Origin of the sequence: Aquabacterium sp. (genome assembly GCF_049274795.1) — a bacterium.
In the GTDB taxonomy this organism is placed as follows: Bacteria; Pseudomonadota; Gammaproteobacteria; order Burkholderiales; family Burkholderiaceae_C; genus Aquabacterium.
The window spans coordinates 1-25,704 of the sequence record NZ_JBASTH010000060.1 but is presented as its reverse complement, the minus strand read 5'-3'; the positions used below and the strand labels follow the sequence as shown (position 1 = coordinate 25,704).

24 protein-coding genes and 2 pseudogenes are annotated in these 25,704 nt (G+C 65.6%); 13 read left to right on the top strand and 13 right to left on the bottom strand.

The features are described 5' to 3' along the window. The 5 genes and pseudogenes from WAQ08_RS09180 to WAQ08_RS09160 all read right to left on the bottom strand — a co-directional run. Window positions 1-313 (bottom strand): annotated as a pseudogene (locus WAQ08_RS09180) (hypothetical protein); the annotation flags it as partial. Between the two features lie 5 nt (window positions 314-318). Beyond that, entirely contained in the window at window positions 319-3,519 is a 3,201-nt protein-coding gene (locus tag WAQ08_RS09175; protein ID WP_422191155.1) for an efflux RND transporter permease subunit, read from the bottom strand. Between the two features lie 3 nt (window positions 3,520-3,522). Then, entirely contained in the window at window positions 3,523-6,612 is a 3,090-nt protein-coding gene (locus tag WAQ08_RS09170) for a multidrug efflux RND transporter permease subunit (RefSeq protein ID WP_422191153.1), read from the bottom strand. A 13-nt stretch (window positions 6,613-6,625) separates the two neighbouring features. After that, entirely contained in the window at window positions 6,626-7,774 is a 1,149-nt protein-coding gene (locus tag WAQ08_RS09165; protein WP_422191151.1) for an efflux RND transporter periplasmic adaptor subunit, read from the bottom strand. Then, window positions 7,774-8,412, bottom strand: a complete 639-nt coding sequence (locus WAQ08_RS09160; protein ID WP_422191149.1) for a DUF4198 domain-containing protein — start codon at window positions 8,410-8,412, stop codon at window positions 7,774-7,776. The genes WAQ08_RS09165 and WAQ08_RS09160 overlap by 1 nt, the downstream gene beginning before the upstream one ends. A 291-nt stretch (window positions 8,413-8,703) precedes the next feature. Here WAQ08_RS09160 and WAQ08_RS09155 point away from each other — a divergent pair, with 291 nt between their 5' ends. Continuing rightward, entirely contained in the window at window positions 8,704-9,768 is a 1,065-nt protein-coding gene (locus WAQ08_RS09155; RefSeq protein ID WP_422191147.1) for a mechanosensitive ion channel family protein, read from the top strand. Between the two features lie 96 nt (window positions 9,769-9,864). Here WAQ08_RS09155 and proX read toward each other — a convergent pair whose 3' ends face one another. Genes proX through proV form a run of 3 tightly spaced genes read right to left on the bottom strand, consistent with a single transcriptional unit; the run spans window position 9,865 to window position 13,391 of the window. Beyond that, the gene (gene proX, locus WAQ08_RS09150) at window positions 9,865-10,899 is read right to left on the bottom strand and encodes a glycine betaine/L-proline ABC transporter substrate-binding protein ProX (protein ID WP_422191159.1); all 1,035 of its coding nucleotides are present in this window, start codon (window positions 10,897-10,899) and stop codon (window positions 9,865-9,867) included. 42 nt (window positions 10,900-10,941) lie between these two features. Next, the gene (gene proW, locus WAQ08_RS09145) at window positions 10,942-12,117 is read right to left on the bottom strand and encodes a glycine betaine/L-proline ABC transporter permease ProW (RefSeq protein WP_422191145.1); all 1,176 of its coding nucleotides are present in this window, start codon (window positions 12,115-12,117) and stop codon (window positions 10,942-10,944) included. Between the two features lie 20 nt (window positions 12,118-12,137). Beyond that, complete coding sequence (gene proV / locus WAQ08_RS09140; protein WP_422191143.1) at window positions 12,138-13,391, bottom strand: glycine betaine/L-proline ABC transporter ATP-binding protein ProV; 1,254 nt, start codon at window positions 13,389-13,391, stop codon at window positions 12,138-12,140. A 608-nt stretch (window positions 13,392-13,999) separates the two neighbouring features. Between proV and WAQ08_RS09135 the strand changes: the two genes are divergently transcribed. Both WAQ08_RS09135 and WAQ08_RS09130 read left to right on the top strand, forming a co-directional pair. Beyond that, window positions 14,000-15,079, top strand: a complete 1,080-nt coding sequence (locus tag WAQ08_RS09135) for a J domain-containing protein (RefSeq protein ID WP_422191141.1) — start codon at window positions 14,000-14,002, stop codon at window positions 15,077-15,079. Window positions 15,080-15,286: 207 nt separating this feature from the next. Further along, the gene (locus WAQ08_RS09130) at window positions 15,287-15,478 is read left to right on the top strand and encodes a hypothetical protein (RefSeq protein ID WP_422191139.1); all 192 of its coding nucleotides are present in this window, start codon (window positions 15,287-15,289) and stop codon (window positions 15,476-15,478) included. A 114-nt stretch (window positions 15,479-15,592) separates the two neighbouring features. On the opposite strand, the gene WAQ08_RS09125 is transcribed toward WAQ08_RS09130, so the two are convergent. Together WAQ08_RS09125 and WAQ08_RS09120 are read right to left on the bottom strand one after the other, a co-directional pair. After that, window positions 15,593-15,895 carry a hypothetical protein gene (locus WAQ08_RS09125; RefSeq protein WP_422191137.1) on the bottom strand — a complete coding sequence of 101 codons (303 nt, stop codon included), beginning with the start codon at window positions 15,893-15,895 and terminating at the stop codon, window positions 15,593-15,595. 38 nt (window positions 15,896-15,933) lie between these two features. Then, window positions 15,934-16,167, bottom strand: a complete 234-nt coding sequence (locus WAQ08_RS09120) for a hypothetical protein (RefSeq protein ID WP_422191135.1) — start codon at window positions 16,165-16,167, stop codon at window positions 15,934-15,936. On the opposite strand from WAQ08_RS09120, the gene WAQ08_RS09115 reads away from it, so the two are divergent. Then, window positions 16,153-16,440 (top strand): hypothetical protein, encoded by a 288-nt coding sequence (locus tag WAQ08_RS09115; RefSeq protein ID WP_422191133.1) that lies wholly within the window; start codon window positions 16,153-16,155, stop codon window positions 16,438-16,440. The two genes, WAQ08_RS09120 and WAQ08_RS09115, sit on opposite strands and share 15 nt — an antisense overlap. A gap of 62 nt (window positions 16,441-16,502) precedes the next feature. Here WAQ08_RS09115 and WAQ08_RS09110 read toward each other — a convergent pair whose 3' ends face one another. Next, on the bottom strand, window positions 16,503-17,456 hold the full coding sequence (locus WAQ08_RS09110) for a YicC/YloC family endoribonuclease (RefSeq protein WP_422191132.1): 954 nt from the start codon (window positions 17,454-17,456) through the stop codon (window positions 16,503-16,505). A 30-nt stretch (window positions 17,457-17,486) separates the two neighbouring features. Between WAQ08_RS09110 and WAQ08_RS09105 the strand changes: the two genes are divergently transcribed. The 8 genes and pseudogenes from WAQ08_RS09105 (at window position 17,487) to WAQ08_RS09070 (ending at window position 23,201) form a co-directional block, all read left to right on the top strand. After that, window positions 17,487-18,455, top strand: coding sequence for a serine/threonine protein kinase (locus WAQ08_RS09105; protein ID WP_422191130.1), 969 nt, complete (start codon window positions 17,487-17,489; stop codon window positions 18,453-18,455). Further along, window positions 18,452-19,387, top strand: coding sequence for a PP2C family protein-serine/threonine phosphatase (locus tag WAQ08_RS09100; protein ID WP_422191128.1), 936 nt, complete (start codon window positions 18,452-18,454; stop codon window positions 19,385-19,387). The genes WAQ08_RS09105 and WAQ08_RS09100 overlap by 4 nt, the downstream gene beginning before the upstream one ends. 105 nt (window positions 19,388-19,492) lie before the next feature. Beyond that, complete coding sequence (rph, locus tag WAQ08_RS09095) at window positions 19,493-20,230, top strand: ribonuclease PH (RefSeq protein WP_422191126.1); 738 nt, start codon at window positions 19,493-19,495, stop codon at window positions 20,228-20,230. 45 nt (window positions 20,231-20,275) lie between these two features. Then, complete coding sequence (gene rdgB / locus WAQ08_RS09090) at window positions 20,276-20,920, top strand: RdgB/HAM1 family non-canonical purine NTP pyrophosphatase (protein WP_422191124.1); 645 nt, start codon at window positions 20,276-20,278, stop codon at window positions 20,918-20,920. Continuing rightward, complete coding sequence (hemW, locus tag WAQ08_RS09085) at window positions 20,917-22,194, top strand: radical SAM family heme chaperone HemW (RefSeq protein ID WP_422191122.1); 1,278 nt, start codon at window positions 20,917-20,919, stop codon at window positions 22,192-22,194. The genes rdgB and hemW overlap by 4 nt, the downstream gene beginning before the upstream one ends. Window positions 22,195-22,474: 280 nt before the next feature. Continuing rightward, window positions 22,475-22,828 carry a hypothetical protein gene (locus WAQ08_RS09080; protein WP_422191120.1) on the top strand — a complete coding sequence of 118 codons (354 nt, stop codon included), beginning with the start codon at window positions 22,475-22,477 and terminating at the stop codon, window positions 22,826-22,828. A 49-nt stretch (window positions 22,829-22,877) separates the two neighbouring features. Continuing rightward, window positions 22,878-22,964: pseudogene (locus tag WAQ08_RS09075) on the top strand (hypothetical protein); the annotation flags it as partial. A 3-nt stretch (window positions 22,965-22,967) separates the two neighbouring features. Continuing rightward, window positions 22,968-23,201, top strand: coding sequence for a GMC oxidoreductase (locus WAQ08_RS09070; protein WP_422191157.1), 234 nt, complete (start codon window positions 22,968-22,970; stop codon window positions 23,199-23,201). Here the strand turns inward: WAQ08_RS09070 and WAQ08_RS09065 are convergent. Continuing rightward, on the bottom strand, window positions 23,198-24,607 hold the full coding sequence (locus WAQ08_RS09065; RefSeq protein WP_422191118.1) for a PLP-dependent aminotransferase family protein: 1,410 nt from the start codon (window positions 24,605-24,607) through the stop codon (window positions 23,198-23,200). The genes WAQ08_RS09070 and WAQ08_RS09065 overlap by 4 nt on opposite strands. A gap of 80 nt (window positions 24,608-24,687) precedes the next feature. Here WAQ08_RS09065 and WAQ08_RS09060 point away from each other — a divergent pair, with 80 nt between their 5' ends. Beyond that, window positions 24,688-25,011: a hypothetical protein gene (locus tag WAQ08_RS09060; RefSeq protein ID WP_422191116.1), complete on the top strand. Its 324-nt coding sequence runs from the start codon at window positions 24,688-24,690 to the stop codon at window positions 25,009-25,011. Between the two features lie 27 nt (window positions 25,012-25,038). On the opposite strand, the gene WAQ08_RS09055 is transcribed toward WAQ08_RS09060, so the two are convergent. After that, the gene (locus WAQ08_RS09055) at window positions 25,039-25,521 is read right to left on the bottom strand and encodes a GreA/GreB family elongation factor (RefSeq protein WP_422191114.1); all 483 of its coding nucleotides are present in this window, start codon (window positions 25,519-25,521) and stop codon (window positions 25,039-25,041) included. Window positions 25,522-25,704 lie beyond the last annotated feature (183 nt).

Sequence of the window (25,704 nt, the reverse complement as noted above, 5' to 3'; positions counted from 1 at the left end):
GGGCCGCACCGGCCTGGCGCCACAGGGCGCGCGCCTGGCGGTCGCGCGCGGCGGCCTGGGCCACATCCAAGTTGGCCGTGTTGGCGGCCTGCATCAGGCGGTCCAGCTCGGCATCGCCGAAGGATTGCCACCACGGCCCGGCAGCAGGCGGCGTCAGCGCAGACAAGGGCTGCCAGCCCGCCTGGTGCTTGAAACCGGCCGTGGCCGACTCGGACAAGGCCGCAGACGGCGGCGGGTGCACAGAGCCGGTGCTGCACCCGGCCAGCAGCGCCGTGAACAGGCCAAGCAGTGCGGTCAAGCGGACAGAGGGCATTGGGATCATGACTTGGGGCTCACTTGGGCCAGGTCGGAAGAGGCGGTGTGCTCGTTGTTGGACTCGCCGCCATGTGAACGCCGCGCCAGCACGCGCTGCCGCCAACGCTCCAGCGTGAGGAACACCACCGGCGTGGTGTAGAGCGTGAGCATCTGGCTCACTGCCAGGCCACCCACGATGGCGATGCCCAGCGGCCGGCGCAGTTCGGCGCCCTCGCCGAAGGCCAGGGCCAGCGGCACGGCGCCCAGCAGGCCAGCCAGATTGGTCATCAGGATGGGGCGCAGGCGCTGCACGGCCGCCAGGTGGATGGCCTGGCGCGGCGCCAGACCGAGCCGGCGCTCGTTGTGCAGGGCCACGTCCACCATCAGGATGGCGTTCTTCATCACGATGCCGATCAGCAGGAACAGGCCCAGCAGCGCGATCAGGTTGAACTCGCCGCCCACCACGCGCAGGGCCAGCAAGGCCCCCACGCCTGCCGATGGCAGCGTGGACAGGATGCTCAAGGGGTGCAGCGTACTTTCGTACAGCACTCCGAGCACCAGGTACACGGCCAGCACGGCCCCCAGCAGCAACCAGGGCTGCTGCTGGATGGTGTTGCCAAAGCCCCGGATGGCGCCATCGGGGCGCACATAGATGCTGGAGGGCACCATCAGCTTGGCCATCATGGCATCGATGGCGCGGTTGGCCTGTTGCGCCGTGACGCCCGGTGCCAGTGCATAGCCCACGGCGGCGGCTGCGAACTGGCTGTCGTGGTAGACGCGGTCGGTCGACAAGCCATAGCGCCAGGTGGCGAACGTGCTGAGCGGCACGCGATCCCCTGTGCTGGTCAGCACCATCAGGTTGGCCAGGGCCTCGGGGCGTTCGGTGTAGCGCGGCGAGAACTCCATCACCACGCGGTACTGGTTCATCGGGTCGAACAGCGTGGCCACCTGGCGCTGCGAGAAGGCATTGTTGAGCACTGTGGCCACCATGGCCATGTCCACGCCCAGGCGGCGGGCGGCCTCACGGTCGATGTCCAGCACCACCTGCTGCGCGGCCTCGCCCGCATCGCTGTCCACATCGACCAGCTCGGGCATCTCCTTCATGGCGTCGGCAATCTTGCGCGACCACGGGCGCAGCACGCTCAGATCGTCCGAGAGCAGCACCAGGGTCTGATCGCTCTGGCCGAAGGGAGAGTTCAGCTTGAGGTCCTGATCCACGCTGATCAGCAGGAGGCCACCGGGAACCTTGGGGGCCTTGGCCCTAAGGCGCTGCACAACCTCTTGGGCCGACACGCCACGCTCCGGCAGCGGTTTGAGGCGGATGCGCAACCAGGCATTGCTCAGCCCGATCCGGCCGCCCGTGGTGCCCGTCACATCCTGCACGGCCGGGTCGGCCAGCACGACCTGGCGGAAGGCCTCGATCTTGGGCTGCATGATCTGGAAGGAAAAGCCATCGTCTCCGCGCACGAACCCGCCGAGCTGCCCCGTGTCCTGCGTGGGCAGCAGGCCCTTGGGAATCTCGATGTAGAGGTACACGTTCAGGCCAACCACCACGGCCAGCACTCCTAGCACGGCGATGCCATGCCCCAGGGCCCAGTCCAGGGTATGGGCATACGTGGCGCGTGCACGTTCGAACAGATCAGGCCCCACGCGAGACATGAAGCGCTGGAACCGCTGCCACTGCCCACCCCAAACACCCCTGGCAGGCGACGTGACACCGGACACACCAGCCTGCACATCCGCACGCCTGGCCCGCAGCCAGTGCGCACACAAGGCCGGCGTGAGCGTGAGCGAAGCGATCAGCGAGGCCACCATCACGCCCACCAGCGTGATCGAGAACTCGCGGAAGAAGCGCTCCACCAGGCCGCCCATGAACAGGATGGACACGAAGATCACCGCAATCGAGCCGTTCATGGCGATCAGCGTGAAGCCCACCTCGCGCGCACTGCGGAAGGCCGCTCGGATGGGCGACAGCCCCGCCTCGATGTGCCGCTCGATGTTCTCCAGCACCACGATGGCGTCATCCACCACCAGGCCGGTGGCCACAATCAGCGCCATCAGGCTGAGGTTATTGAGCGAGAAGCCGCACAGGTACATGACCACGAAGGCGCCCGCCAGAGAGAACGGGATCGCCAGGCTGGGCACCAGCGCCGCCCGGGCACTGCCCAGGAAGGCCCACACCACGAGCACCACCAGCATGGCCGACAGCACCAGTGTGAGCTGCGCATCACGCAGCGTGGCGCGGATGCCGGGTGAGCGGTCCATCACCAGCGAGAGCGTGCTGTCCGTCGGCATCAGGGCATGAAGGGCTGGCATCTGCGCCTTGATGGCATCGATGGTCTCGACGATGTTGGCGCCTGCGCGCCGGCTCACCAGCAGCACCACAGCGGGCTTGTCGTTGTGAAAGCCGCTGCTGTAGCGGTCCTCCGTGGCATCGAAGACCTTGGCGACATCGGCCAGGCGCACCACCGCCCCGCCCTGCTCCCGCACCACCAGCCCACTGAAATCGGCGGCGTTGCGCAGCGGATCGGCCAGGTGGATCTGCCAGCGGCGCTCGCCCTGCTCCACCGCGCCCCAGGCCTGCTGAGCATTGGCATTGGCCAGGGCCTGGCGAACCTGGTCGGGCGAGATGCCGTGGTGCATCAAGGCATCGGGATCGAGCTGCACGCGCACCGCTGGCAACGAAGCACCGCTCACGCTCACCTCGCCCACACCGATGATCTGCGAAAGTTTCTGCGCCAGCACGGTCGAGGCGATGTCGTACAGGCGGCTGGGCGGCAGGTTGGGCGAGGCCACGGCCAAGGCCAGGATCGGCGCCTGCGTGGGGTTGATCTTGCGGTAGGTGGGGTTGCCGGGCATGCCCGATGGCAGCTGCCCCCGCGCCGCGTTGATGGCGGCCTGCACCTCGCGCGCGGCCTCATCGACATTGCGTCCCAGGTCGAACTCCAGGCGCACCTCGGTGGCACTCTGGTTGCTGGACGAGGTGATGGCATTGACCCCGGCAATACTGCCCAGGGCCCGCTCCAACGGGGTGGCCACGGTGGCGGCCATGCTGTCCGGGCTGGCACCCGGCAGGCTGGCACTCACGGTGATGATGGGGAAATCCACCTGGGGCAGCGGCGCCACCGGCAACAAGCGCCAGGACAGCAGCCCGGCCAGCAGCATGGCCAGCGCGATCAGGGCGCAGGCCACCGGGCAGCGGATGAACACGCGGGCCAGGTTCATGGCTCAACGCGCGGGCTCATGGGCCTCGTCAGCCGTGCCTGCAGCCGCACGCCGCCGGGACAGGCGATCAAAGAACAGGTAGACCACCGGCGTGGTGAACAACGTGAGCACCTGGCTGACCAGCAGCCCGCCCACCATCACCAGGCCCAGGGGCTGGCGCAACTCGGCACCCGAACCCTGGGCCAGCATCAGCGGGATGGCACCCACCAGCGCGGCCAGCGTCGTCATCAGGATGGGGCGAAAGCGCATCAGCGCGGCCTGGCGGATGGCCTCGGGCGGGCTCAGCCCCTGGTTGCGCTGCGCATCGAGCGCGAAGTCCACCATCATGATCCCGTTCTTCTTGACCAGGCCGATCAGCAGCACGATGCCGATCACGGCGATCAGGTCCAGCGGCTGGCCCGTGATCACCAGCGCCAGCAACGCACCCACCGCCGCCGACGGCAAGGTGGACAAGATGGTGACGGGGTGGATGGTGCTCTCATACAGGATGCCCAGCACGATGTACATGGTCAGCACGGCGGCCAGGATCAGCCACAGCGTGTTCGACAGCGAGCCTCGGAAGGCCTGGGCCGCACCCTGGTAGCGGTGGTCGATGCTGGCAGGCATCTGCAGTTGCGCCAGTTCGTCGTCGATGGCCTGCACGGCCTGGCCCAGCGACACGTCCTTCGCCAGGTTGAAGGACACGGTGCTCGACGGGAACTGCCCCTGGTGGTTCACCAGCAGCGGCGCATGGCGCTGCGTGACGCGCACCACAGCGCCCAAGGGCACCGGCTTGCGAGCCGGCGTGGAGACATAGCTGTCGAGCACGGCCTCCAGGCCCTGGGCCTGCTTCGGATCGACCTCCAGCACCACGCGGTACTGGCTGGCTTGCGTGAACAGCGTGGCCACCTGGCGCTGGCCAAAGGCATTGCGAAGGGCCGTGGCGATGTCGGCCACGCTCACACCCAGGCGGGCGGCCGCATCGCGGTCGATCTCCACATGGGCCTGCAGGCCCTGGCTCTGCAGATCGCTGGCCACATCGGACAGCTCTGCCCGCGCACGCAGGCGCTCGACCAGGCGCGGCACCCATTGATCCAGCAACGCGCCGTCAGGCGCCGTCAGTGTGAACTGGTACTGGGTGCGGCTGACGCGGTCTTCCATGCTCAGTTCCTGCACAGGCTGGAACCAGGCGGTGATGCCCTGCACCTGGCCGATGCGCTGGCGCAGGCGCTCGATGACCTCCTGCGCCGAGGCATCTCGCTCGCCATGCGGCTTGAGGTTGATCAGCATGCGGCCGCTGTTGAGGCTGGCATTGCCGCCATCCACGCCAATAAAGGAGGACAGGCTGGCCACATCGGGATCCGTCAGAATCTGCGCGGCCAGGGCCTGCTGGCGCTGGGCCATGGTGCCGAAGGACACGCTCTGCGGCGCCTCGGTCACGGCCTGCACCACGCCGCTGTCCTGCAGCGGAAAGAAGCCCTTGGGCACCCAGGCATACAGCAGCACGGTCAGCACCACGGTGGCCAGCATGGCGCCCATGGCCAGCGGCTGGCGGGCCAGCACCCAGTCCAGGCCCTGCGCGTAGCGGGCCACGATGCGGTCCATCCAGTCGGGCTTGCCAGCGGCGTCATGCGTCATGTGCGGCAGCATGCGCGCGCACATCATCGGCGTGAGCGTGAGCGAAACCACCAGCGACAGGCCGATGGCCACGGCCAGCGTCACCGCGAACTCATGGAACAGGCGGCCCACCACATCGCCCATGAAGAGCAGCGGGATCAGCACGGCCACCAGGGACACGGTGAGCGAAATCAGCGTGAAGCCGATCTCGGCAGCCCCCTTGAGCGCAGCCTCCAGGCGCGAGGCGCCTGCCTCGCGGTGGCGCGCCACGTTCTCCAGCATCACGATGGCATCATCGACCACAAAGCCTGTGGCGATCGTCAGCGCCATCAGGCTGAGGTTGTTGACCGAGAAGCCCGCCAGGTACATGACCCCGAAGGTGCCCACCAGCGACAGCGGCACGGCCACGCCCGGGATCACCGTGGCGGGCAGGTTGCGCAGGAACAGGAAGGTCACCATCACCACCAGCGCGCAGGCGAAGACCAGCTCCTTCTGCACATCGCGCACCGAGGCACGGATGCTGCCGGTGCGGTCGGTCAGCACGGCGACCTCGACGGCGGCGGGCATGGTGGCTGTGAGCTGCGGCAGCATGGCGCGCACGCGGTCGGCCACGGCGATCACGTTGGCGCCGGGCTGGCGCTGCACGTTCACCAGCACGGCCGGCGCCTCATTGGCCCAGGCGCCCATGAAGCGGTCCTCGGCGCCATCGACCACGGTGGCGACATCGCCCAGGCGCAAGGGCGCGCCATCGCGCCAGGCCACGATCAGGCGGCGGTAATCATCGCTGGAACGGATCTGGTCGTTGGCATCGAGCATGGTCGAGCGGAACCGCCCGTCGAAGCTGCCCTTGGGCTGGTTGCTGTTGGCTGCGGCGATGGCCTTGCGCACATCCTCCAGGCTGAGCTGATGGGCGGCCAGTGCGGCCGGCTGCACCTGAACGCGCAGGGCCGGGCGCTGCCCACCGGCCAGGCTCACCAAACCAACACCGGGCACCTGGGACAGCTTCTGGGCAATGCGCGCATCGACCAGATCATGCACCTGCGGCAAAGGCAAGGTGCTGGACGTGATCGCCAGCGTCAGGATAGGGGCATCCGCCGGATTGACCTTGCGGTAGATGGGCGGGGTGGGCAGGTCTTCAGGCAACAGCGTGGCCGCCGTGTTCAAGGCGGACTGCACCTCCTGCTCGGCCACGCCCAGGTCCACCTCCAGCGCGAACTGCAGGGTGATCACCGAGGCGCCGGCAGCGCTGGTCGACGACATCTGCGCCAGGCCCGGGATCTGGCCCAGGCGGCGCTCCAGCGGCGCGGTGATGGTGCGGGCCGTCACGTCCGGGCTGGCACCCGGCTGGAAGGTGAAGACCTGGATGATGGGCACGTCGACCTGCGGCAGCGCCGACACGGGCAATTGCCGCCAGGCCAGCAGGCCGGAGATCAGCAACGCCAGCATCAGCAGCGCAGTGGCCACCGGCCGCACGATGAACGGGCGGGAGATGTTCATCCGGTCACACGCCTTAGCTGCCTTGCAGGATCACGGGCTTGCCGTCGTTGAGACGGTCCAGCCCTTCGAGCACGATCTTCTCGCCAGCGGCCAGGCCCTTGCTCACGGCCACGCGGTCACCGGAGACCGGGCCCAGCGTGACGGGACGCACACGCGCCTTGCCATCCTGGATCACATAGACGTAATCGCCCTTGGAGCCATGCTGCACGGCATCGGCCACGATGGTCACGGCCTGGGCCAGTTGGCGCACCTGCAGGCGCACGTTGACGAACTGGTTGGGGAACAGGCCGTCATCCGCGTTGTCGAAACGGGCCTTGAGCTTGAGCGTGCCGGTGGGCGTGTCGATCTGGTTGTCCAGCGTAGCCAGTTGGCCGGTGGCCAGCTTGCGCGCCTCGCCACGGCCCCACACCTCGACCACCAGCGGCTTGCCGGCCGAATGCGATACGCGCACATCGGCCACCTGCGCATCAGGCAGGTTGAAGCTCACGTTGATGGGGCGCGTCTGCGTGATCGTGGTCAGCGCCTGGCCATTGCCGGTGTCGGCCGCGACCAGGTTGCCAGCGTCGAGTTGGCGCAGACCGATGCGGCCGGCGATGGGCGCCACGATGCGCGTGTAGGACAACTGCAGTTGGGCCTCATCCACCTGGGCCTGATCGGATTGGCGGGTGCCGCGCAACTGGTTGACCAGCGCGACCTGGCGGTCCACCACCTGCCGCGCGATCGAATCCTTCTCGAACAAGCCCTTGTAGGTGGCCAGCTCCGACTCGGCATTTTTGAGCTGGGCCAGGTTCTGGGCCTGCTGACCCTGCGCCTGAGCGAGCTTGACGCGCAGCGGCTCAGGGTCGATCTCGGCCAGCAACTGACCGGCCTGTACCTGCTGGCCTTCCTTGAAGTGCACACGGATCAGTTGCCCGGCCACGCGCGGGCGCACCGTGACCGTGTTGTACGGCGTGACGGTGCCGACGGCCTTGACCCACAGGTCCATGTCCTCCTGTGTGGCCGAGGTCACCCGCACCGGCACAGGACCGGCCCAGACATTGATGTCGGTGACAGGCGCAGCCTGCCCCCGCCAGACGAAGAAATACGATGCGCCGGCAACCACGGCCAGCACGATCAGCGCCAGGCGGCGGGCGACCGGCCATGGACGGGCCGGCTTGGTCATCAGGGCATCACAAAGGTCAGCGTGGAGACGTGGCGGGTCTGGGTATAGGGCTTGCCATCCCACTGGCCACTGGCTTCCTTGTCCAGGTGGCCGACTTCGATCACGTACTGGCCGGGCCAGGGCGTGGCGATGGTGACGCGGCCTTCCTTGTCAGTGTGAAAGGTCTTGCTCCACTTGGGCGGGCCGAACACCACCACATCCTTGGAGGGCAGCGGCTTGCCATTGAGCAGCAGGGTGAAGCTGTTGCTGTTGGCGGCCGTGGGCACCAGCTCCAGCGCGTGGCGTGCAGCCGTTTCGGTGCGACCGCTCTTGGGCTGGTACAGGCTGAGCACCCCCTTGTCGTTGAGGTAGCCGACCACCAGACGGGCATCGCCCGTGGCGGGGCCCTTGAGGGCCAGATGGTCGTTGTGGCGGGTCACGCTCACGGTGTTGGGATCGGCGGCCACACCACGCGGTGCGGTCAGGATCTTGAGGTAGCCGGATTCGGTTTCACGCACGTCATCGGCCCATTCGCCGAAGTAGGCGTTGGATTCACCCGGCTTGGCACCCGGCTCCAGCCAGACGAAATGGGCATGGGCCGAGGCGGAGATCAGGGCAGCGGCCAGCAGCAGCGGCTTGAAGGCGTTGAAACGCTTCATGGTGGTCCTTTGGTTGGGCAGGAAAAGAAACGGTGCCCGGTAGGGCACCGCCACATCTCAAGAATGATTCTTATTTGGATTATGAATCAATCGTGAATTGATTTTGTCCGGTAATCAGAATTCCCAGAAAGGCAGCGCATCGGCATGCGGTTTGCCCAACCTTGCTCACAAGGTTGGCATCCACCCATGTGCCCACGGTCATCCAATTACATTTGTATAAATTAAATTATCTGAACCCGCCTTACCACCCACCTCGCCATGACTCCTTCATCTCTTCTTTCCCTGACCTTCATGGGCGCCGACGCCCGGCAATGGGCGATCGCCCTGCTGGTGGCCATTGCCGTGTTCGCGATTTTTAGCCTGGTGCTGCGGCTGGCGATGGGCCGTTTCAAAGCCATGGCCGGCAAGAGCCAGAACACGCTGGATGACGACATCGCGGCGGTGCTGGGCTCGACCAACCGCGGCCTGCTGGCCCTGATGTCGCTGCTGATCGGGCTGGGGCTGGTGGACCTGACCGATGCCTGGCAGCGGCGCATGGACCAGGCGTGGTTCATCGTGCTGGCCCTGCAGCTCGGCTTGTGGGGCGGCAAGGCGATCAGCCTGCTGCTCACGCGCTATGTGCAGCGGCACGAGGCCGCCAATGCGGCGCACATGAGCGCCACCACCACCCTGATGTCATGGGGGCTGCGCACGATCTTGTGGGCCACGCTGATCCTGGCCATCCTGTCGAACCTGGGGGTCAACGTCACGGCCTTCGTGGCCAGCCTGGGTGTGGGCGGCATCGCGGTGGCGCTGGCGGTGCAAAACGTGCTGGGCGATCTGTTCGCCTCGCTGTCGATCGCCATCGACAAACCCTTCGAGGTGGGCGATTTCATCGTGGTCAACAACGTGTCGGGCACGATCGAGCATGTGGGCCTCAAGAGCACCCGCATCCGCAGCCTGGGTGGTGAGCAGGTGGTGGTGTCCAACACCGACCTGCTCAAGCAGACCATCAGCAACTACAAGCGCCTGCAGCAGCGCCGCATCGTCTACACCTTCGGCATCACCTATGACACCACGCCCGAGCAAGCGCAGCAGGTGACCCAGATCGTCAAGCATGCCATCGAGTCCAGCCCGCGCCTGCGCTTCGACCGCGCCCACTTGCTGAACTTCGGAGAGAGCTCATTGGATTACGAGGTGGTGTTCATCGTGCTCGATCCGGACTACAACGTCTACATGGACGAGCGGCAGGCGCTGAACCTCAAGCTGATGCAGGAGTTCGCGGCCATCGGCGTGGCATTCGCCTTCCCGACGCGGACGCTGCATGTCAACGGCAGACTTCAAGCAGACACGGTGCAGCCTGCAGATCAAGCGTAAACCAGACCGGCGTAATCACTGCGCCATGGTTCGATAGCGGAGCGCGGCCCGAAGGCCGCGCCGCGCACGCCACAACTCGCGCTCACCGCACACTCGTCAAGGCGCAGAAGGAGATTGCAGCGCCTGCTGGACCCAGCCATCGAACTGGGCCTGGTGCGCCCGGATCCAGCCCTCTGCATGGCGCTCGATGTCACGCTGCGTGTTGGCCCCATCGTTCATGCGCTGGTTCTGCGCATTGATGTCGGCGATGGGCAGCTTCATCACGGCGAACAGCCGGGTCGCCGCCGGGTTCTTCTCGATGAAGGCCTTATTGGCGACGATATGCTGCGCATCGGCATCAAAGCCGTAGTTGCGCCCGTTGGGCAAGCGTGTGGCCTCGATCTGCGCGTTGGGCGCCTGCGCACCTGGCGCACCCACCTGCAGCCACACCACATCGACACCGGGGCGCAGTACAGCGCTCACCCAGTAGGGTGTCCAGGTGTAGTACAGGATGGGCTTGCCATCCTTGAAGCGGGCCATGGTGTCGGCCATCAGCGCGGCGTAGTTGCCTTGCTGGTGCGTTACATGGTTGCGCAGGTTCAGCGCGGACAAGTGGCGCTCGATCACCAACTCGCAGCCCCAGCCGGGGTTGCAGCCCGTGAGATCCGCCTTGCTATCACCATCCGCATCGAACAGCTTGGCAATGGCCGGGTCTTTCAACTGATCGAGGTGGGTGATGCCGTGTTGCTCGGCTGTTTTCTTGTCGATCAGGTAGCCCTGCACCGCGCCTTCGGCATACACGCCTACGCGTGCCAGCTTGGCATCGCCACCACTGTTCTTGTAGAAATCGGCGTGTAGGCGCTGCCAGTGGCTGGCGGTGAAGGTGGCGTCACCATTGGCAATGGCCAGGTGCTCGGTGGCTGGCTCCAGATCCTTCATGGGCAGCACGGTGTAGCCCAGCTTCTCCAGCGCCTTGGACACCAGCAGCGTCTGGAAGGCCTCCTCGGCCAGCGAGCTCTTGAGCGGCTGCACGGTGATGCCCTGACCAGGCAGGGCTTCATCCGCACGGGCAGGCGCCAGCGGAGCCAGCAGCAAGGCACCCAGGATCAGGGTCAGGCCCAGGGCGCGGCGCCCAGGCTTCTTCAGGGTCATGGTCATGTTCATCGTCATGCTTGATTCCTTTGGCTATGGCGCTCAGTGCGCCTGTTCGCGCACGGCCGGTGTGGCCTGCGGGCCGCCGCGCAGGGCGCCCGTCAGGCCCTGAACGCTTTTGAGCACCATCCCGGCCGGGCCGGTGTGCCACCAGTGGCGGCCAGCGCTGCGACGCGAGCGGCCCAGGGCCTGCGTGAGGCGGTCCAGCGTGATGGCCAGCAGCACGATGCCCAGGCCGCCCACGGTGGCCAGGCCCATGTCCAGCCGGCCGATACCGCGCAACACCATCTGGCCCAGGCCGCCCACGGCGATCATCGACGCGATCACCACCATCGACAACGACAACATCAGCGCCTGGTTGATGCCCGCCATGATCGAGGGCATGGCCAGCGGCAAACGCACCTTCACCAGCATCTGCCAGGGCGATGCGCCATAGGCACGGGCCGCCTCGATCAGGTCAGGCCGAACCTGGCGCAGGCCCAGGTTGGTCAGGCGCGCCAGCGGGGCCAGCGCGAACACGATGGTCACGATCACGCCGGGCACATTGCCGATGCCGAACAGCATCACCACCGGCACCAGGTACACGAAGGCCGGCGTGGTTTGCATCGCATCGAGCACAGGGCGCATCAGGCGCTCGGCCCGGTCGCTGCTGGCCAGCAGTACACCCAGCGGCAGGCCCACCAGCAGGCAGAACAGCAGCGAGGTCAGCACCAGCGACAAGGTCACCATGGCCTCGGGCCAGATGCCCAGCATCGCCACCACCAGCAGCGACAGCACCGTGCCCACGGCCAGCTTGCGGCCCGCGAACTGCCAGGTCAGCAGGCCGATCAGCGCGATCATGGTGCTGGCCGGCCAGGCGGTGAGCAGGCCCTGCACGTTGTCCAGCGTGCCGTCGATGGGCGCACGCACGGCCTGGAAGAAGGGGCGGAAGTGCTCGACCACCCAGCCCAGGCCCTGGTTGATCCAATGCTCGATAGGCAGTGAGCCATCGAACAGCGCATGCCATGACACGCCGCTTGAGCTGCCATCGGCTGCGGCCGCCAGGGCGGAGGGGTCAGCCGGTGCGTCCAGCCAGGCGTTGGCATGGGCAGTATCCGGCGTGACGGACAAGGACTGCCAAGGGTCCAGGGCCGTGTCAGGCGTGGGCAAGGCCGGGGCGTCGATCACGGCATCGGTGGCCGGCGTCATCTCGACCGGCATCAGGGTGCTGTCGTTCATCAAGGAATCCTCCGTGTTGTTCACTGTGCTTGGGGCTCGGGCTGTGCGGCCGGCGCGGTGGCTGGCGGTGCCTCGATGGGCGGCGTGTCCCGGTCCAGGAACTTGAGCAGCGTGGTCTTGCTGATGACGCCTCGGAAGCGTCCATCGATGGCCACCACCGGCACCGCGCACGGGGCCTGCGCCACCTGACCGAACAGGTCAGCCACGGGCGCTTCGGCCGCGATGGTGGGCACGTTCAGGTAGGCGTGCTGCGGGCCCAGCGGCCCCACGTGCCCATCCAGCGCGCTGCGCAGGCTGTCGGCCGACACCACGCCCAGGTAGCGCTTGGTCGGGCTAAGCACGTAGGCGAAGTCGCGGTCCTGCTCTTCCAGCAGCTTCAGGGCCGCGCGTGCGCCCCGGTCGCTGTGCTCGGAGATGAAGGTCAGCGGCTGGCGCGCGATGTCCGCGGCCTTGAACACGGCCGCTGCGTCCACACCGCGCACGAAGCTGCGCACGAAGTCATCGGCCGGTGCGCGCAGGATCTCGTCGGGCGTGCCCACCTGCACCACCACGCCGTCCTTCATGATGGCGATGCGGTCACCGATGCGCATAGCCTCGTCCAGGTCATGCGAGATGAAGACGATGGTGCGGCGCTGCACCTGCTGCAGGCGCAACAGCTCCGATTGCATCTCGGTGCGGATGATCGGGTCGAGCGCCGAGAAGGCCTCGTCCATCAGCAGGATCGACGGATCGGCCGCCAACGCACGTGCCAGACCCACACGCTGCTGCATGCCGCCAGACAGTTCATCGGGATAGCTGTCGCCCCAACCCGCCAGCCCCACCTGCTCGAGCGCATGGTCGGCCTGCGCCAGGCGCGCCTGTTTGCCGACGCCGGCCAGCTCCAGGCCAAAAGCCGTGTTGTCGCGCACCGTCATGTGCGGCATCAGCGCGAAGGACTGGAACACCATGCTGATGTCCTTGCGGCGCAGCGCGCGCAGCTTGGCATCGGAATGTCCGTTGATGTCCTCGCCATCGATCACGATGCGGCCGGCGGTCGGCTCGATCAGGCGGTTGAGCAGCCGCACCAGCGTCGACTTGCCCGAGCCCGACAGGCCCATGATCACGAAGATCTCGCCCGCCTGGATCTCGAAGGTGGCATCGAACACACCGATGGATTGGCCCGTGCGGGCCAGGATGTCCTGCTTGGACAAGCCTTGGTGCACCAGTTCCAGGGCCTGCTCCGGCTTGTCGCCGAAGACCTTGAACACGTGGTCGATGAAGATTCCCTTGGCCATGAGTCGGCGCTCCTTTTCGTTCGGGATGATGGCCACGGCCTGGCGCACAGGGGCACCCGGGCAGTGGCGATCACGCCATCAACCGATGAGGGGCGGCCGGAGATGCACGCGGCGGCCCCGGCGGGCCTCAAAGGCTGCCGGCAGGGCACTGACACACGACATGCAGACGAACACCAGTTCCCGCCGGAGACTTCAGTCGTGGGCAGCGGGCCTGGTCAAGGGGCGCTGTCAGACGAGCATGGCGTGGCAATGGGGCTGGATCAATCCGGCCAAAGGTACCGGGCAGACAGGGCCGAGAAGGCACGCCCGGTGGCGAGGGACCGGCGCCGCGACGGGATCAGCGGTGGATCCGCGAGTAGCGCTGGACAGATCGACATGACTTATCGATTTGATTGCGATGGTACATCATTACTTTTAACCTTGAGGCCTGCTGCGGTATCCATACAGCAGCCCCATCGGCCGTACCGTCAGGCGCCGTAGGACAATGGCTAACTAGAGGCAATGCCACGCCCCTGAACCCATCAATCCAGCCTGCAAGACGGCCTACTTTGCGCCGTGCTTTTGTCATGACAGCCCAGCTCGCCCTCACACCCACACCTGAACAACCCTTGACGCCGGCGCAAAAAAAGTTCAATCAGCTGCTGAAGAAGATCGAGCAAGCCCGGGCTGACCTTCAAGCCTGGGACGATCACACCCCGGCCTTTGCGCAAGCGCATGCCCAACAGGTTCGACCACTACAGCAGGAACTGGACACCTGCCGACACACCCTGGTCCTGCGGCTGGATACCATGCTGTCCAACCCCAAGGGCTGGACGAAGAAGGAGCGGGCCACGATGCGAGACCTGATGTGTCAACTGGCCGCGGACCTGATCGACAGCGAGTTCATGGATGACGAGCAGGCTGAGGCGCTGAAAGCCTTATACGACACCCACGCCGAGGTTGATTTCGAGTCCGAACAGGCCCAGTCGCTGGAAGAAATGAAGGCCACCATTGAAGCCGTGACAGGTCTGGACCTTGGTGACGCCCCCTTCGACTCACCCGAGGATCTGCTGCGGCATGCGCAGGCACGCATGCAGGCCGAAGGCGCACAGGCCAGCGCCTTCACCCAACCCGAAGATGACGGGCCCGCCACGCCACGCCGACGCCCCACCGCTGCCCAGCGGCGTCGCGAACAGGAAGCGCAAGACGCCACGCAATCCCTGCGTGAGGTCTACCGCAAACTGGCCAGTGCACTGCACCCCGATCGCGCCAGCGATGACACGGACCGCGAGCGGCGCACCGCGCTTATGCAGCGCGCCAACCAAGCCTACGAACGCCAGGATCTGCTGGCCCTGTTTGCCCTGCAGCTAGAGACCGAACAGGTCGACATGGCGAAACTGGCGCGCGCCACATCAGATCGGGTGAGCCACTTCAACCGCGTGCTGAGCGAACAACTCCGACAGTTGCAGGATGAACTGCTCATGCGGGCCGAACACCTGCGCATGACCTACATGCTGCCCCCCGGAGCACGGCTGCAGCCCCGCAAATTGAACGTGCTGCTGGCCCAGGAAGTGCGCCACTGGCAGGCCATGCTGCACAGCGCCACGCTTGACCTGCGCTGGCTGGACGCCCCCGGCACCGCCAAACACTGGCTGAGGCAACAGGCCCAGGAGCTCAAGGCGCTGGACGACATGCCATTTTTCTTCTGAACCAGTGTGAGCGAGCATGTCGAGCAGGGCCTCACTCGATGCGCTGCATCTGCTCGCGCGCATCAACACCTATGGCATTGATTTATAAGAATTTTTACTCATTCCACTTTTGAAGCAACCCCACAGAATGTAGCAAGCAAGAGCCACCTTTCGGGCCAAACAATAGAGAAATACTATTAACCATAGTCCCCCCTAAAATGGCACGCCATGGCTAAAGCTTCGATCTTCCATCGCCCGGCACTCGCCAGCAGATTGGCTGAACAGATCCTGCACACGTCGCCGACCTCCGCGTCGCCCTCCGGCGTCTTTCTGGCGGCCCCAAGGCGTACCGGCAAGTCCACTTTCGTGCGTGAAGATCTACGGCCTGAGTTCGAAGGCAAAGGCGCGATCATCATCTAGTTGATCTGGGGGCGGACCGCAATGTTGACCCCAGTGAGCTTCTCGCCACCGCCATCCGCGAGGAAATGAGCAAGCACGACAACGCCGTCAAGAGAATTGCCAAGGGCATCGGCATCAGCGGCGGAAAGCTGGGTGGCATTGATTTTTTCGCTCGACCGCATTGGCATCGGCAAGGACGATACGCTGGCTCAAGCGCTGACCGCCCTCCCCGATGAGGTGAAGAAGCGCGTCGTGATCGTGATCGACGAAGCGCAACATGCACTCACCAGCCAAGCGGGCATGGACAGCCTCTTTGCTTTGAAAGCCGCTCGCGATGAACTCAACAGCAGCGAGCATTTCGGCCTGCGTGTGGTATGCACTGGCTCCAACAGAGACAAGCTCGCGATGCTTCGCAACAGCAAGGATCAGGCGTTTCACGGGGCTCCGCTCGTCAACTTCCCGCACCTCGATAAGAACTACATCGAATGGTTCTGCAAGAACGCAGGCTTAGCCGCTGAACTCGACGCGGATGCTGTATGGACATTGGTCGAGAAAGCGGGATGGCGGCCTGAATTGCTCGGCGCTGCCGCAGATTCGATTCGATTCGATTCGATTTCGAGCTTGAGGCCGCCAATGTGCCAAACCGTTTTGCGGGGGCCGTCGATGAACAGATCGAGGCCACGGCCACCGAGACCATGCGCGTCGTCCATGCACTCACGCCATTGCAGACTGCTGTGTTGTGCGTTCTGGCCGAAAGCGGTACGAACTACCGCCCTTTTGAAGCCGCTACTTTGGAGAAGTACCGTGAAGCGCTCAAGGCGGCCGGAGAGTCCGCAGAGGCGGCAGCCAAGATCGACGTGCCATCTACTCAAGCAGCGCTCCAAGCGCTGCAGGACAAGTCGCTCATATGGCGCGCCTCACGTGGTGTCTATGCGCTTGAGGATGCTTCATTGCAAGCTGTGCTCTTGGGTGCCAGAAGATAAGCATCCGGTCCGGTGAAGGACATCTTGAGAGGTGCGCACCTGAACCATGAGGATGGTGCCCCCTACTCTAAATTCTGCACCTGCTCGCGCATCTGCTCGATCAGCACCTTCATGCCCACCGAGATCTGCGTCAGTTCCAGGGCCGCCGCCTTGGAGCCCAGGGTGTTGGCCTCACGGTGCAGTTCCTGGATCAGGAAGTCGAGCCGCTTGCCGGCCTCACCGCCCTTCTTGAGCAGGCGTTCGATCTCATCAAGGTGGGCCTTCAGCCGCTGCAACTCCTCATCGACATCAATGCGCAGCGCGTAGGCCGCGGCCTCACCCAGCGCACGCTCATGCGCGGCCTCGGGCGTGACGGAGCCGCCCACGGCCTGCAGGGCCTCCTGATAGCGCTGCAGAAAGCGCTCCTGCTGACGCTGCACGGCCTGGGGGATCAGCGGGCCTGCCTGGGCGGCCAGTTCACGCAACTGGCCCAGCTTGTCCAGCAGCACTGTCACCAGGCGCGCACCCTCGACCTCGCGGGCCTCCTTCATGGCCTCCACGCAGCGGCGCACGGCCTCCAGCGCGGCATCTTCCAGCTTCACGGCCGGGGCCGCGCTGCGGCACCAGTTCAGCACCTCGTTCACCGTCAGGCTGCCGGCCTTGGGCAGCCAGTTCTGCACGGTGTTTTCCAGGTGCGCCAGGGCGTGCAACTGCTCGGGCTGCGGCTGCGGCCAGGCGTTGTCGACCACGCGCTGGGGCTGCAGGCGCAACTCCATCTTGCCGCGCTTGAAGGCGGCGGTGATCAGGTCACGGAAAGCCGGCTCCAGCGCCCGGAACTCGTCGGGCATCTTGAAGCTCAGATCCAGGAAGCGGCTGTTGACGGAGCGCAGTTCGGCCCCCACGCTGCCGTCGGCAACGGCATGGCGCGCGCCACCGTGTGCCGTACCGTGCGTGGCGGAATCCTCGGTGTTTTCACCGACGTGGTCTGCCACCGACGCCACGGCGCTGGCATAGCCGGTCATACTGTAGACTGACATGGCACCTTTCACAGCATATAAAACCTGATTATGTCAAAGCCGAAACCCGCTCCGCTGCCTTCGGGCACCGTCGTGGGTGGCTACTCGGTCGTGCGCAAGCTCGCGGCCGGTGGTTTCGGTGTGGTGTACCTCGCCGAAGACCCCGACAAGCGCCTGGTGGCCTTGAAGGAATACCTGCCCGCCTCGCTGGCAGAACGTGCCCCCGGTGAGTTGATCCCCCGCGTCAAGCCCGACAAGCAGCCGCTGTACCGACTGGGCCTGAAAAGCTTCTTCGAAGAAGGCCGCTCACTGGCGCAGATCTCGCACCCCAGCGTGGTCTCGGTGCTCAACTTCTTCCGCGAGAACGAAACCGTCTACATGGTGATGAACTACCTGCAGGGCGACACCCTGCAGGACTTCATCGTCACCGCGCGTGATCTCAAGCGCGACAAGGTCTTCCGCGAATCGACCATCCGCAGCCTCTTCGACGAGATCCTGCGCGGCCTGCGCATCGTGCATCAGCACAAGATGCTGCACCTGGACATCAAGCCGGCCAACATCTTCATCACCAACGACAACAAGGCGGTGCTGCTGGATTTCGGCGCCGCGCGCGAGGTGCTGTCCAAAGAGGGCAATTTCATCCGCCCGATGTACACGCCGGGCTTCGCCGCCCCCGAGATGTACCGCCGGGATGGATCGCTCGGCCCCTGGACCGACATTTATGCTATCGGAGCGTGCATTTATGCATGCATGCAGGGTTATCCGCCCAATGATGCGCCGCAGCGTTTGGAAAAGGACCGTTTAAGCTTGTCACTCTCGCGACTGCGCAATGTCTATTCTGACAATCTGTTGGAAGTGACGGAATGGTGCATGTCGCTGGACCCGCTGGCTCGGCCTCAGAGTGTTTTTGCATTGCAGAAAGAATTGGCCCGCGAGACCGAACGCCGGTACACCAAACTGAGTTTCTCCGAACGCGTCAAATTGCAGCTTGAGAATCTGAAATCGGGCACCAAGGCATGAGGTTCTCTGTCTACCAGGTCAGCCGCAAGGGCGGCCGCGAAAAGAACGAAGACCGCATGGGCTACTGCTACACGCGGGAGTCCGGCCTGTTCGCGCTCGCCGATGGCATGGGCGGCCACCCCGAGGGCGAAGTCGCCTCGCAGCTGGCCCTGCAGACCATCGCCGCACTGTTCCAGCGCGACGCGCGCCCCAATCTGGCTGATCCGCTGCGCTTCCTGCAGGAAGCCATCATGGCTGGCCACCACCAACTCCTGCGCTACGCCAGCGAGAAGGGCCTGATCGACACGCCACGCACCACCATCGTGGCCTGCATCCTCCAGGGCAACACCGCCTACTGGGCCCACTGCGGCGATTCGCGCCTGTACATGGTCCGCGGCGACAAGCTCATCGCCCGCACGCGTGACCACTCCTACGCCGAGCTGCAGGACACACTCTCCACCGTGGTGCCCATGGTCGAGCGCTACAACCGCAACGTGCTGTTCACCTGCCTGGGCAGCCCCGGCAAGCCCGTGGTCGACACCGCCGGCCCGCTGCTGCTGCAGGAGGGCGACCGCCTGCTGCTGTGCTCCGACGGCCTGTGGGGCACGGTCGAAGACGACGTGATCACCCGCCATCTGGCCACGCGCACCATCTCCGATGCCGTGCCTGAGCTGGTCGAAGAAGCCCTGCGCAATGGCGGCCCCAAGTGCGACAACGTCACCGTGCTGGCTATGGAGTGGGAGTCGGCCCTCAATGAAGAGCCGGCCAGCGTCTCCACCGAAGCCCTGGGCGACGAGGTCTTCGCCTCCACCATCCAGGCGAGCGTGGGCGGTGCCGGCCCCGGCGAAGCCGCTGATTCCGACGACCTGGACGAGGCCGAGATCGAACGCTCCATCCGCGAGATCAACGAAGCCATCCGCCGCTCCTCGCAGGCCGCCACCAAGAAGACCTGAGTGTCCCCGCCCGCAGGCTTGCGGCACCTCACCCTCTAAAATCCGGTCCTCGCGACCGGATTTTGTTTTTCCCGTCGCCTCTTTTCCAGCTCTCCCAGGATCACCATGGCCTACCAACGCCCTCAAGCCCGCGCCACCGACGCCCTTCGTCCGCTCACCATCACCCGTGGCTACACCAAGCATGCCGAGGGCTCCGTGCTGATCGCGTTCGGCGACACCAAGGTGCTGTGCACCGCCTCCGTGGAAGAGCGCGTGCCGCCGCACAAGCGTGGCAGCGGCGAGGGCTGGGTCACCGCCGAATACGGCATGCTGCCCCGCTCCACGCACACGCGCAGCGACCGCGAGGCCGCCCGCGGCAAGCAGAGCGGCCGCACGCAGGAGATCCAGCGCCTGATCGGCCGCTCGCTGCGCGCCGTGTTCGACCTGAGCAAGCTGGGCGAGCGCACCATCCACCTCGACTGCGACGTGATTCAGGCCGATGGCGGCACCCGCACCGCGGCCATCACTGGCGCCTACGTGGCCGCCATGGACGCCGTGAACTGGCTGCTGGCCCAGGGCAAGATCACCGCCAGCCCGGTCAAGGACAGCATCGCCGCCATCAGCGTGGGCATCGTCGAAGGCACGCCGCTGCTCGACCTGGAATACATCGAGGATTCGGCCTGCGACACCGACATGAACGTGGTGATGACCGGCGCCGGCCACTTCGTCGAGGTGCAGGGCACGGCCGAAGGCGTGGCTTTCACACGCGCCGAGATGGACCAGCTGCTGGCCCTGGCTGACAAGGGCATCCGCGAACTGGTACAACGCCAGCAGGAAGCCCTGAAACAGCCGCTGGCCGCCTGATCGCTCGCACTTCCACGCCCGCCCCCCCCCGAAAGAGACCCGCCCATGACGCCCCACCTGCGCCTGATCCTGGCTTCCAACAACGCCAAGAAACTGCGCGAGCTGCAGCCCTTGCTGGGCCCGCTGGGGCTGGACCTGATCAACCAGGGCGCCCTGGGCATCCCTGAGGCAGAAGAGCCGCACATCACCTTCGTGGAGAACGCGCTGGCCAAGGCGCGCCATGCCGCCCAGGTGGGTGGTGGCGCCGCCATCGCCGATGACTCGGGCCTGTGCGTGCGCGCCCTGGGCGGGCTGCCCGGCGTGCGCTCGGCCCGCTATGCACAGGATGCCGGCCGCCACCCCGCCGGCGTGCCGCGCGAGGCGGCCGATGCGGCCAACAACGCGCTGCTGCTGGAAACCATGCAGGGCAAGACCGAGCGCCACGCCCACTTCACCTGCCTGCTGGTGGCCGTGCGCCATGCCGAGGATCCGGAGCCGCTGATCGCTGAAGGCCACTGGGCCGGGCAACTGGTCGAATCCGGCGGGCGCGGCACCGAAGGCTTCGGCTACGACCCGCTGCTGTGGCTGCCGGATCACGGCTGCACCGCCGCCGAGATGAGCGCCGAACAGAAGAACGCCATCAGCCACCGCGCCATTGCCTGCCGGCGCATGCGCGAGCTGATGGCCCTGCACTGGGGCCTGCGCGCGTGATCACTCTCTCCCGGCCCGGCCACCTGGCCGCGCTGCCGCCGCTGTCGCTGTACGTGCATTTGCCGTGGTGCCTGCAGAAGTGTCCGTACTGCGATTTCAACTCGCATGAGTGGTCCAAGGCTGGGGCATCCAGCGTGAAGCTGCCAGGCGACATGCCTCTGGCACCCGCTGCACCCGCGTCATCGGCCCTGCCTGAATCCCGCTACATCGACGCCCTGATCGCCGACCTCGAATCCAGCCTGCCGCGGATCTGGGGCCGACGCGTGCACACCATCTTCATCGGTGGTGGCACGCCCAGCCTGTTCTCGCCTGCCAGCATCGACCGCCTGCTGGCCGACATCCGCGCGCGCCTGCCGCTGGAAGCCGGCTGCGAGATCACGCTGGAGGCCAACCCGGGCACCTTCGAGAAGGACCGCTTCAAGGGCTTCCGCGAGGCGGGCGTGAACCGCCTGTCCATCGGCGTGCAGAGCTTCGACGATGCCAAGCTCAAGGCCCTAGGCCGCGTGCACAACAGCGACCAGGCCCGCGCGGCGATTGAAGAAGCCCGCATCGCCTTCGAGACCTTCAACATCGACCTGATGTACGCCCTGCCGGGCCAGAGCCTGGCCGAGTTGCAGCGCGATGTGCAGCAGGCATTGGCCTTCGAACCACCGCACCTGTCGCTGTACCACCTCACGCTGGAGCCCAACACGCGCTTCGCCACGCAGCCGCCACGTGATCTGCCTGATGACGACACGGCCTTCGACATGCTCGATCACCTGATCGAAGCGACCGAAGCCGCCGGCCTGCGCCGCTACGAGGTGTCTGCGTTCGCGCGCCCCAGTCACCAGTGCCAGCACAATCTGAACTACTGGCAGTTCGGTGACTACCTGGGCATCGGCGCGGGCGCGCATGGCAAGCTGAGCTTCCCGGAGCGCATCGTGCGCCAGGTGCGCTGGCGCGAACCCGCCACCTACATGGACAAGGCCCTGCAAGGCCAGCCCATGTCCAACGAGCACGACATCCCGCTGGACGCCCGCCCCTTCGAGTTCATGCTCAACAGCCTGCGCCTGAAGGATGGCTTCGAGTTGGCCCGCTTCGCCGAACGCACGGGCCTGACCATGGCCGCCATCCAGCGCCCGCTGGCCGAGGCCGAAGCCAAGGGCCTGATCGCGCGCGATCTGCAACGCGCCTGGCCCACCACGCGCGGCCTGGATTTCCTGAGCGATCTGCAGGCCATGTTCCTGCCCGCCGACGCCGCCGAGCGCGGCACGCTGCACACGCCGCACAACTGACGCCAGGCCGCCGCAGGCAACGTGCTAACCCGGCCCCAAGGTGCGGGGCGGCGCTGGTTTACCTTAACGTCAAGCATGCGGACGCCGCACCACCATGCCGGAAAGCAAACTCTTTCCGACATGCCCTGCTGTCCCGTCGTCGTTTCCTGGGCTACATGGCCCTGCAGCGGACCGCCAGCGCCGGCCTGAGCGCCCTGACCGCCCTGGGCTCCGCGGCCACAGCCACCGGCACGCGCGTGTTCAACACCGCAGCCTGGCCGAAGCCGGCCACCAGGTGCTCATGCTGGGCGTCAACAGTATTGACCCGGCCTGGTTCGAGAACGCCAACTGCTACCGCTACGCCCGTGTCTCGCGCGACCATGCGCACGAGAGCGGCCTGAAGACCGTGTTCGTGCCCAGCGTCTACGACTTCAACTACATGGCCAAGGAAGAGATCAAGCAGGTGACACGCTCCGCGCTGGCGCAGGAGGTGATCTACGGCAACAACCAGGGCAAGCGCAGCCTGGACAAAACCTACCTGGCCGATGCCATGGGCACGGGCCGCGTCAGCATCCACACGCTGCAGCCGGTGCGCCGCATCGAGCAACGCCCCGATGGCGACTACCTGCTCACGGTGCGTGGCATCAACGAATAGGGCCGCGTGATCTCCGAGTGCCAGATCGCGTGCGGGCACCTGCTCCTGGGCGCGGGCGCAAAACGCATCCACCGTGCAATCAGCCAAGACACTGATCGACCGCATCAACCAGAAGCAGGGCACGCAGTACCGCACCGATCTGTTCGGCGGCGGCAAGGCCTTTGCCGATGACTTCTGCTATCACCCGCTGGGTGGCTGCGTGCTGGGGCAGGCGACGGGTGCTTATGGCCGCGTGAAGGGGCACGATCGCCTGTACGTGACCGACAGTGCGCTGATCCCAGGTTCCATCGGCGTGAACCCTTTCGTGACGATCACGGCCTTGGCCGAGCGCAATGTGCAGCGGGTGATTGCGCAGGATCTGGGCCCAGCCTAGACCAGCGCTTTGGCGATGGCCCCGACGGTTTGCAGCGCCGATTCGAAATCCTTGTGGTCTGGGTGACCGAAGTTGACGCGCATGTGGTGCGTGAAGCCCTTGCCTGCGGAAAAGAGCTGGCCAGGCGCCACGCTCACACCATGCGACAGCGCCAAGCGATGCAGCTCCAGCGCATTGACGCTGGCAGGCAGTTCCACCCAGGCGAAGTAGCCGCCCTCTGGTCTCGTGACCTTCGTGCCTGCAGGAAAGTGCTTGGCGATGCCGCGCAGAACCTGCTGCTGTTGCTGCACCAGCAGGCCGCGCAATTGGCGCAGGTGCCGATCGTAGCCACCGTGGCGAAGGTACTCGCTGAGCCCCTCCTGGGATGGCACAGGCGCTGCCAGCGAACTCATCAGCTTGCGCTTCGCCACCTCGGCCGTGAAGCGCCCCGCCGCGGTCCAGCCGACCCGATAGCCTGGCGCCAAGGTTTTGGAGAACGAGCTGCAGTGCATCACCAGGCCGTTGCGGTCCCAGGCCTTGGCTGGCCTCGGCCGCCTGGTGCCAAAGTAGAGCTCTCCGTACACATCGTCCTCGATCAGCGGCACGTTGTGCTTGGCCAGCAACTCGACCAGCGCCTGCTTGGCGACATCCGGCATCAGGCTGCCGAGGGGGTTCTGGAAGTTCGGCATCAGCCAGCAGGCCTTGACCGGATGCTCAGCCATGACGGCCGCCAGCGCGTTGACGTCGATACCGGTACGCGGATGGGTGGCCACCTCGACCGCACGCAGCTTGCGGCGCTCAAGTGCCTGGAGCGCCGCATAGAAGGTCGGCGACTCCACCGCGACCAAGTCACCCGGCTCGGTGACCACCTCCAGGCAGAGGTTGAGCGCTTCCATCGCACCGTTCGTGATGACGATCTCTTCGGCGTCGACGCCGCAGCCCATCGCCAGATAGCGCATGGCGATCTGCCGGCGCAGTTCAGCGCTGCCCGGTGAGAGGTCTTCCACGGTCTGCCACGGGTCGAGGCGCCGCATCGCTTTCCCCATGGAGAGCGCCAACTTGGGCAGCGGAAACAACGCAGGGCTCGGAAAGGCCGACCCCATCGGCACCAGGGCGCGGTTCTTCGCATGGCCCAGCACCTGGAAGACAAGCTCCGTGATCTCCACCGGACGACCGGCCGCGGCAGGCGCAGACGGCTCAGGCTCCACATGCTTGCCCACGGCATGGCTGACGAAGTACCCGGAGCGAGGCCGCACCTCGATCAGCCCGCGTGCTTCCAGCAGGTAGTAGGCCTGGAACACAGTCGACGGGCTGACGCCTCTGCTCTGGCAGGTGGCCCGCACTGACGGAAGCCGCTCCCCTGCGCGTATCCGCCCCTGCGCGATGGACTCGGCGACCTCATCGGCAAGGACTTCGTAGCGCTTCATGAACGTGCGTCTGACAGGGGTGACACACCATACCAGCACACCCATCTGATACGCATTTTTCTCAGAAAACTGAGTCTGGTATGCAGCCGAGCAGTCTGGCAAAGTTCTGTATCAGTCACCGCGTGTGTCATCGCCTGTGTCATTGCCTGGAAACGCTCGAAATGATGGATTGGATCCCTACAGTCTTTATTGTGTTCAAGGCTGTCGTGCTGAGCACGGGGATGTTCTTCGCCATCAAATGGCATTACGACCAAGGCAGAAAGGGCAAGGGCAAAGAGAAGCCGAGCGCGGTGCTGCGTGCAGGCGCCAAAGTGGCCGCTGTCTTCTTGCTGGTGCTCGTGGTCCTGCTGCTCCTGACCTTCAACTTTGGCAGGATGCTCGGCCTGGACTTGACCTTGCCTTGACGGCCAAGGCGTGAGCTTGCTGGCGGCTCAATGAACCCGCAGCACCTCGAACTGCTGCCGGGTTGAGGCGACCTGTATCGACACCTCGTCACCCTCGCATTTGCCCAGCAGGCCCCTGCCCAAAGGCGCTTCGGTGCTGATGACCTGAACAAACTGAGCGCCGCTGCCTAAAGTCATGCTGCCCCCAGCCGGGCCGAGAAAAAGCTGTTGCTGCTTGCCCTCCGCATCGACCAGGCAGACCAGCGCGCCGAGCTGTATGCCTTTGCTGGCGTCGTAGGGGTGCGGGTAGAACTGACGCCAATGGGTCATCGCCTGACGGATGGCTTCGGCGCGACGAGCCTGGCCCGTGGCCAGATAGGCGGCTTCCAGCCCCAAGGTGTCGTATTTGTTTTCGGCGATGTTTTCTTCGTGTGTCGCCGTTTCATGGGCCACCCGCGCCGCCTGTTCAACTTGCAGCAGGTCTTCGGCAAGCCGTTGCAGCACCTGCTGTTGCAGCGAGAATTTATCCATGGTGAAAGGTGGTCATATCGAACAAGCGGGGGCCGGGCTTGACTATGAAAGGCTCCGCTAGTGTCCTGTCCCGCTGATACGTGAGCAAAGTCGGTGCAGCTTAGCCAAGATTGAGTGAGCGGCAGCAGTCCACCTGAACGGTTGGCACTCGGTGTTGTATGCGGCGACAAAGTGATCAATGCG